We start from the raw sequence: 5,366 nt of genomic DNA, 5'->3' as shown, positions 1-5,366 counted from the left end.
GCAGCATCTGGTCGGTCGGGCAGCTCCAGATGCAGCCCAGCATGGGCAGGAAGTACCAGTCGCGGAACTCGTCGGAAAAGCGGTGCTGGCGCAGGAAGTCGCCCAGCGGCTGCAGCAGCGGGCTGCCCTCGCCCAGGTCGTCGCCGCGCTCGGCCAGGCGCGTGGCCAGGCGGTTGAAGCGCACGATGTCGGCCAGCATGCGCCAGAAGCGCAGGTTGCCCAGGTTGGCGCGCTGCGCGAACACGGTGGACAGGTCCGAACCGCTCCATTCGAGCGGGCCACCGTTGCGGCCGGCGCCCGGCGCCTGCACCGAGAACGACATGTCCGACGGCGCGATCGCCACGTCCAGCTGGCGGAACAGGGCCTGCAGATTTGGGTAGGTGCGCTCGTTGAGCACCAGGAAACCGGTGTCGACACCGAAGGTGGTCGGGCGGCCGCCGGCGTCGGGCAGGGTCACGTCCACCGTGTGGGTGTGGCCGCCGAAGTAGTCACCCGCCTCGAACAGCGTGAGGTCGGCCAGGCCGGTCAGGGTGTGGGCAGCGGCCAGACCGGAGATGCCGGAACCGATGATGGCCACGCGGGGCTGGCGCGGTGCGCCGGCGCCGCCGATGGGCTGGGGGGTGTGGTCCGAGTACATGGCTCAGACCCCTACCACGGTGATAGCCGGGTGGGCCGGAAGACAAAGGCCTGCGAAGCGCCCCGAAACGAAGGAGGGAGGGAGGGAGGAGGAGGAGAAGCGCCTCGGGATTGCATCCGCCCACAGGGACGGAAGGCTTCGCAGTGCATAAAACGGGTGTGATCCCCCAGCCTGTCGGCTCAAGGCCACCCCCGCATGGAGCCGGGGACCGGTCAGAAAGTTCCGTGCGGGTGATGACATGTGGGCTCTCCGGTGGGCGATGGGGACTGGGGACACAGAAAATGACTTGTTGGTTTCATTGTGACCGATCAGTCACAATTTAGCCTGAATCATTTTTTCCAATTCCCTCACGAAAGCAGGGTCATTGGGTTCGGTGGCGCTGGGGAAGCTGCGCACCGTCTGGCCGCTGCGGTCGATCAGGTACTTGTGGAAGTTCCATTGCGGCACCTGGCCGGTGCGCGCCGCGAGCTGGCGGTACAGCGGGTTGGCGCTGGCGCCCACCACGGTGGTCTTGGTGAACATCGGGAACTGCACGCCGAAGGTGTTTTCGCAAAAGTCGGCAATGGCCTGGTTGCTGCCCGGTTCCTGGCGGCCGAAGTCGTTGGCCGGAAAGCCCAGCACCACCAGTCCGCGCGCCTGCAGGCGGCTGTGCAGCGCCTCCAGCGCCTTGTACTGACCGGTGAAGCCACAGAAGCTGGCGGTGTTGACCACCAGCACCACTTTGCCGGCGTACTGGCACAGGTCCTGGGGCTTTTCGTCCTGCAGGCGGTCAAAGCGGTGGTTGAGCAGGGCCGGGCAGGCTTTGGCCGCGGGTGCGACCAGGGGTGTCGGCGGGGTCTGGGCCAGAGCGGGCATGGTCACCGCCAGCAGGCTGGCCGCCAGCACGGCCCCGCACGCCGCCCGTGTTTTCAGTTTGATCTGGACAAAGTTTGTGTTCATGGGTTCCACTCCGAAAATTCGCTTGCATTGAAGCATCTGTCTTAGACAAACTCAAGTCCCATGACCGAAGCCGCCCACACCATCGCCGACGTCGAACGCGACACCGGCCTCTCCAAAGACACCTTGCGCGTCTGGGAGCGGCGCTACGGCTTTCCGCTGCCCCTGCGCGACGCCCAGGGCGAGCGCCGCTACGACGGCGACCAGTTGCTGCGCCTGCGCCACATCCGCCGCCTGCTGGACGCTGGACACCGTCCGGGCCGGGTGGTGCCGCTGCCGCTGGCGCAGCTGCTCGCACTGGATACGCCGGCGCGGCCCCAGCGGATGCAGGGCGCAGCAAAAAAATCTGCCGAGGCGCCGGTGCCCGCCTCCGCCGCCGGCCCCGACCTGTCGCACTGGATGGACCTGCTGCGCACCCAGCGCAGCCAGCCGCTGCACCAGGCCTTGCAACAGTGGCTGCTGGTGCACGGCCTGGCCTCGCTGGTGCGCGACGTGGTCGCGCCCCTGAACCGGCGCGTGGGCCAGGCCTGGCTGGACGGCGAGCTGGCCGTGTTCGAGGAGCACCTCTACACCGAGCTGGTGCAGCGGCTGCTGCGCACCGGGCTGTCGCAGGTGGCGGCGGCCAGCGCCCTGCGGCCGCCCAGGGTGTTGCTGACCACCGTGCCCGGCGAGGTCCACACCCTGGGCCTGCTGATGGCCGAGTGCATGCTGGTGCTCGAAGGCTGCGAGACCACGTCGCTGGGCGCGCAGACGCCGTTGCGCGACATCGCCGAGGCCGCGCGGGCCGGCGGGGCCGACGTGGTGGCGCTGGGTTTTTCGGCCTTGCTCAAGCCGCGCGACGCCCGCCACGCGCTCGAACAGCTGCTGCCGCAGTTGCCGCCCGCGGTGCAGCTGTGGACCGGTGGCCAGTGCCCTGCCCTGCAGACCGGGCCGCGCGGCGCGGTGCCGCTGCCCGGCCACACCCACATGGCCGAGCTGGACCAGATCGCACCGGCCGTGGCACGTTGGCGGACCGAACACACCACCGGGGTCGCGGCATGAGCCGAGGCGAACGCGAAGGCTTCAAGGGCAACAAGGCCCATCTGCCCAGCAAACCCTGCCAGCAGTGCGGCCGCCCCATGAGCTGGCGCAAGGCCTGGGCACGCTGCTGGGACGAGGTGAAGTACTGCAGCGACCGCTGCCGCGCGCTGGCCCGGCGGGGGGCGCCATGACGGCCACCCCCCTCCACCCATCCCCCCGCCGCCTGGTGCTGGTGCTGGGCGACCAGCTGTGGCTGGACAACCCGGCCCTGGCCGGCTTCGACCCAACGCTGGACCAGGTGCTGATGATCGAGGCGCCCGGCGAGGCCACGCTGGTCTGGAGCCACCGCGCCCGCATCGCCCTTTTCCTGTCGGCCATGCGGCACTTTGCGCAGGCCGTGCAGGCCCGCGGCTGGCCGCTGCGCTACCTGGCGCTGGACGACCCGGCCCTGGCCGACGCGCTCAGCCTGCCCGAGCGGCTGGCCCGGGTGCTGCAGGCCACGCAGCCGCAGAGCCTGCACCTGTGCGAGGCCGGCGAGTGGCGGCTGGAACAGGCCATCACCGACGTGGCGCAGCGCGCCGGCGTGCCGCTGGTCTGGCACGAGGACAGCCATTTTTTGTGCAGCCGCGACCGTTTTGCCCGCTGGGTGGCGGGGCGGCGCGAATGGCGCATGGAACATTTCTACCGCCTGATGCGGCGCGAGCACAGCGTGCTGATGGCCCGCCCCGACGAACCGCTGGGTGGCCAGTGGAACTACGACGTGGACAACCGCGCGGCCTACCCGGCCAGCGGCCCGGGCTGGATCCCGCCGCCCGCGCGCTTTGAGCCCGACGCGCTCACGCGCGAGGTGTTCGCCCTGGTCGAACGCCAGTTCCCCGACCACCCCGGCTCGCTGGACCACTTCGCCTGGCCGGTCACGCGCGAACAGGGCTTGCAGGCCCTGCAGCACTTCATCGACGAGCGCCTGCTGGGCTTCGGGCCGTACCAGGACGCGATGTGGAACGACACGCCGTTTGGCTGGCATTCGCTGCTGTCGGTGGCGCTGAACCTGCACCTGATCCACCCGCGCGAAGTGATCGACGCGGTGGAGCGCGCGCACCACGAACGCGGCCCGCAGGCGCTGCCGCTGGCCAGCGTGGAAGGCTTCATCCGCCAGATCCTGGGCTGGCGCGAGTTCGTGCGCGGCGTCTACTGGCAGACCATGCCGCAGCTGGCGCAGGCCAACCACTTCGGCCACACGCGCGCGCTGCCGCGCTGGTACTGGACCGGGGAGACCCACATGGCCTGCATGCGGGACGCCATCGGCCAGACCCTGCGGCACGGCTACGCGCACCACATCCAGCGCCTCATGCTCACCGGCCAGTTCGCGCTGCTGGCGCAGATCGACCCCAAGGCCGTGGCCGACTGGTACCTCGCGGTGTACGTGGACGCGATCGACTGGGTCGAGCTGCCCAATGTCGCCGGCATGGCGCTGTACGCCGACGGCGGGCGCTTCACCAGCAAGCCCTACATCGCCAGCGGCCAGTACGTGGCGCGCATGAGCAACCACTGCCAGGGCTGCCGCTACCGGCCCGAGCAGCGCAGCGGCCTGCAGGCTTGCCCGATGACGGTGCTGTACTGGGCGTTCCTGGACCGGCACGAGGCCGCGCTGGCCGGCAACCCGCGCACGCGGCTGATGGTCACGCACCTGGCCCGCATGGACGCCGCAACGCGCGAGGCGCTGCGCGCGCGGGCCGACACATTGCTGGAAGACCTGGACGCGGTCTGAGCCGCATCCGTGGCGTTCAGGCGTTCAGGGATGCACCGTCTCGTCCGGCGGCGCGGGCGGCTGCGGCGCCCGCGCGCGCCAGCGCACGGCCGGCAGCCAGCGGGCCAGCCCACCCAGGCACAGTCCCCAGACCGCGCCGGCCAGGTGGGCCGCCTGCACCAGCGAACGGTCGTTGCCGCTGTCCCACACCACGGGGTGGTCCCAGGCCCGTTCCAGGCCCAGCTTGAGCACCAGCCCCGCCAGCAGCAGCCCGCCCCAGCGCTGCGCCTGCGGCATCTCGATGCGGCGCTGCAGCAGCTGCACCGCCAGCACCGCCCAGCCGGCGTGCAGCACGCCCGACAGGCCGATGGCGTAACCGATCTGGGGCCACAGCAGCAGCGAGGCCTGCGCCAGCGGCCAGGCCAGGAACCAGGCGAGCGTGCTGGTCCAGGGGGGGCGCACCACCCAGGCGAACGCGGTGAGCACACCCAGCGCCAGCTGGTGGCCGATCAGTTGCGGCGTGCTCTGGTACACCCAGGCGCTGGTCCACAGCGTCCAGGGGAAGTGCAGGTCTTCGTCGGACCGCCAGGTCATCCACTCCAGCGTGGTCGGCTGCGTCCACCACAGCAGCATGCTGGCCACGCCGTGCAGCGCGCACAGCAGCAGCCAGCTGCGCGGGCGTCTCATCCCAGCACCTGCGCCCAGAGGGTGCGCACCGGGGCGGCCAGGGGTTCGGCCTGTTCCGCGTCGATCTGGGTCGGCGCTTCGTCCAGCCGCGCGCGGTGCTGCAGGTGGCGCAGTTCGCGGTAGGCGTCGGCCGCCTCCTGGCCCACGCCGGCGGGCAGCAGGCCCACGGCCTCGGCGCGCTGCAGCATCGCGATGTTGCCCAGGTTGCCGCGCAGCTCGGGATGCTGGCCCGAATGCGCCAGCACCAGGTACTGCACGACGAATTCCACGTCGACCATGGCGCCCACGCTGTGTTTGACGTCGAACGCCCCGGCCTTGACCGGGTGCGCCGCGCGCACC

The 5,366-nt window shown here is 70.7% G+C and carries 6 protein-coding genes and 1 pseudogene; 3 read left to right on the top strand and 4 right to left on the bottom strand.

The window, feature by feature from the left end; all coding sequences use genetic code 11:
* Positions 1-637 (bottom strand): NAD(P)-binding protein (locus ACR2JA_RS01575; protein ID WP_434007390.1); only part of this gene is annotated, 637 nt, incomplete at its 3' end.
* A gap of 312 nt (positions 638-949) precedes the next feature.
* Entirely contained in the window at positions 950-1,576 is a 627-nt protein-coding gene (locus tag ACR2JA_RS01570; RefSeq protein ID WP_434007389.1) for a glutathione peroxidase, read from the bottom strand.
* Between the two features lie 60 nt (positions 1,577-1,636).
* Here ACR2JA_RS01570 and ACR2JA_RS01565 point away from each other — a divergent pair, with 60 nt between their 5' ends.
* From ACR2JA_RS01565 to ACR2JA_RS01555, 3 genes are read left to right on the top strand one after another with little or no spacing between them, the layout of a single operon-like run.
* Positions 1,637-2,614 carry a MerR family transcriptional regulator gene (locus tag ACR2JA_RS01565; RefSeq protein ID WP_434007388.1) on the top strand — a complete coding sequence of 326 codons (978 nt, stop codon included), beginning with the start codon at positions 1,637-1,639 and terminating at the stop codon, positions 2,612-2,614.
* Positions 2,611-2,784: a DUF2256 domain-containing protein gene (locus ACR2JA_RS01560; RefSeq protein ID WP_434007387.1), complete on the top strand. Its 174-nt coding sequence runs from the start codon at positions 2,611-2,613 to the stop codon at positions 2,782-2,784. The genes ACR2JA_RS01565 and ACR2JA_RS01560 overlap by 4 nt, the downstream gene beginning before the upstream one ends.
* Complete coding sequence (locus ACR2JA_RS01555; RefSeq protein WP_434007386.1) at positions 2,781-4,361, top strand: cryptochrome/photolyase family protein; 1,581 nt, start codon at positions 2,781-2,783, stop codon at positions 4,359-4,361. The genes ACR2JA_RS01560 and ACR2JA_RS01555 overlap by 4 nt, the downstream gene beginning before the upstream one ends.
* A 24-nt stretch (positions 4,362-4,385) precedes the next feature.
* Here ACR2JA_RS01555 and ACR2JA_RS01550 read toward each other — a convergent pair whose 3' ends face one another.
* Together ACR2JA_RS01550 and ACR2JA_RS01545 are read right to left on the bottom strand one after the other, a co-directional pair.
* The gene (locus ACR2JA_RS01550) at positions 4,386-5,027 is read right to left on the bottom strand and encodes a hypothetical protein (RefSeq protein WP_434007385.1); all 642 of its coding nucleotides are present in this window, start codon (positions 5,025-5,027) and stop codon (positions 4,386-4,388) included.
* Positions 5,024-5,366: pseudogene (locus ACR2JA_RS01545) on the bottom strand (bifunctional [glutamate--ammonia ligase]-adenylyl-L-tyrosine phosphorylase/[glutamate--ammonia-ligase] adenylyltransferase); the annotation flags it as partial. The gene ACR2JA_RS01550 and the pseudogene ACR2JA_RS01545, both read right to left, overlap by 4 nt.

This window comes from Hydrogenophaga sp. (assembly GCF_051007235.1).
Classification (GTDB): Bacteria; Pseudomonadota; Gammaproteobacteria; order Burkholderiales; family Burkholderiaceae_C; genus Hydrogenophaga.
This window is presented reverse-complemented; position numbering and strand designations above follow the sequence as displayed.